A 1094-nucleotide genomic window follows, 5' to 3' on the forward strand; every position below is an offset into this window, starting at 1 on the left:
GCGATGGCGGCGCGCGCGCTCGAGGTCTTTCCGAGGCCCACATCGACCGGCAAGCCGAGAAGCGGCGGAAGCGCCGCCCGCGCCACGAGGTTGAAATCCAGCGGGTCGCGGCCGGCGTCGGCACTTTTCGCCTCCTCCTGCGCCGCCTCGACAGCCGCCCAATAGTCCGGGATCGCCGCCATGAAGCCGTCGATGGCCTCGGCCAGGCGGACGCGGGCCTCGTCGGGCGAAAGGACCGGCGCCGGATAGGTCGGCGGTGGCGGCGGGATCCGGGCCGCGCCGGCGACGAGCGCTGAAACGGCGTCCAGCCCCTCGGCGCAGAACAGATCGTTGGCGTCGCCCGGGCGCTCAGGCACGGCGAGGCGGCCGTCGACCGCGAGCGCGACCTTGCGGGCGGCATCGACGCCGGGATTGCCATCGCGGTCGGGCTTCGCGTCATTGTCGGCGACGAGGACGAGATCTGCGTCTGGGAACCGGGCCCGAAGCGCCTCGGCGACGGGCATCAGGTTGCCCGCGTCCATCGCCGCGATCACGGTATGGCCCGTGGCGATGTGCAGGCTCGCGCCCGTCGCCCAACCCTCGCATATCAGGACGGGGCAGGTGGGCTCAGGGAGCGGTACCGGCTCCGCGCCCACCACTGCGAAATGCCCCTTCTTCGCGCCACCAGCGAGGAAACGCTTGGCCCCGTCCGGCGCGATGGTCTCGATACTGTGGATCCGGCCGTCGATGTCCTGCAGCGGCACGACGAGGCGGCGGCCCGCGTCCATGCGCAGGGCGAGTGGCGTGGCCCGCTTGGCGACGAGATAGGGATGGTCTTCCGGGGCGGGACGGGCGCTGCCCCAGATCCGGGCCGCGCGCGCGGCGGCCTCGTCCGCGCGGTTCGGTGCGAGCCCGGCCTTGTCATCGGGGTCGCTCTCGAGCGGCGGCGCCGTGGCCAGCGTCGTTGGTGGCTCGGCCGGATCGTTCGCCGCCGTCGCGCCACGTGTCGACGGCTGACGGATCGGCCGGGGCGGCGCCGCCATGCCGATCCGGTCGGCAATCCAGTCGGTGGCATCCTCGCGCGCCATGCCGAGGTCGCGGCCGACAAGATCCGA

General features: G+C 73.3%; 1 protein-coding gene. It reads right to left on the minus strand.

Annotated features, from left to right (window positions below):
• Positions 1–1094 (minus strand): toprim domain-containing protein (locus DRV85_RS18820; protein ID WP_113291003.1); only part of this gene is annotated, 1094 nt, incomplete at both ends.

This window comes from Rhodosalinus halophilus (assembly GCF_003298775.1).
Classification (GTDB): Bacteria; Pseudomonadota; Alphaproteobacteria; order Rhodobacterales; family Rhodobacteraceae; genus Rhodosalinus; species Rhodosalinus halophilus.